The sequence below is a fragment of the Thiorhodococcus fuscus genome (genome assembly GCF_042682685.1).
GTDB classification, from domain to species: domain Bacteria; phylum Pseudomonadota; class Gammaproteobacteria; order Chromatiales; family Chromatiaceae; genus Imhoffiella; species Imhoffiella fuscus.
In genome coordinates this window covers 1-944 of the sequence record NZ_JBHUHX010000073.1, presented here as the reverse complement: position 1 = coordinate 944, position 944 = coordinate 1, and the positions used below count along the sequence as shown (strand labels likewise).

1 protein-coding gene is annotated in these 944 nt (G+C 62.7%); it reads left to right on the top strand.

What is annotated here, in order from left to right; translation table 11 throughout:
• Nucleotides 1-63: 63 nt before the first annotated feature.
• Nucleotides 64-944 (top strand): ISAs1 family transposase (locus ACFSJC_RS20000; RefSeq protein ID WP_386029089.1); only part of this gene is annotated, 881 nt, incomplete at its 3' end.

Sequence of the window (944 nt, the reverse complement as noted above, 5' to 3'; positions counted from 1 at the left end):
CAGCCGTTTTTGCTGCCCTTGCGAGCGTTTGTCATGCCGGAAATGCCCTCGGATCGATCCTTGTTGACCCATTTTTCGACGCTGGAGGATCCGCGCTGTGCGATCAAGCAACGCCATCGGCTCAACGACATGATCGCGATCGCCATCACGGGCGTGCTCTGCGGGGCCGATGGCTGGACTCAGATTGCCGAATTCGGACGTGCCAAGCAGACGTGGCTGGAACGCTTCCTGGAACTGCCCAACGGGATCCCCGCGCACGATACCTTCGGGCGGGTGTTCAGTCTGATCGATCCGCAGGTGTTCGAGACCTGCTTTCGCGACTGGGTGGCGACGCTGCGTGAGATCCTTCCGGGCGAAGTGATCGCTATCGATGGCAAGACCTTGCGCCGCTCGCACGAGCGGGCCAAGGGCCTGGGGGCGCTGCATCTGGTCAGTGCCTGGGCGGCAGACAATCGCCTGGTGCTCGGACAGATCGCCACCGAGGCCAAGTCCAATGAAATCACGGCCATCCCCAAGCTGTTGGATCTGTTGCTGATTCAGGGCTGTATCGTGACCATCGACGCCATGGGTTGCCAAACCAAGATCGCTGCCCAGATCATCGATCAAGGGGCCGATTACGTCCTCGCGCTCAAGGGCAACCAGGGCACCTTGGCCACCGAGGTCGAGGAAGCCTTCATCAACGCCGATGCCCGAGACTACGCCGACGTCGACTCCCAGTTCCTGGAAACCGTTGAGCAGGGGCATGGGCGGCGCGAGACACGCCGCTATCGCACCCTCGGCGACCTCTCCGGCGTGTCGCGCTGTGCTGGATGGACGGCGTTGAACATGATCGGCATGGTCGAGTCCGAGCGCGAGATCAATGGGGTGACCTCGCGTGAGACGCGCTATTACATCGCCAGCACCGGCACCGACGCGTCGGTCTTCGCCCGTGCCGTGCGCGGTCA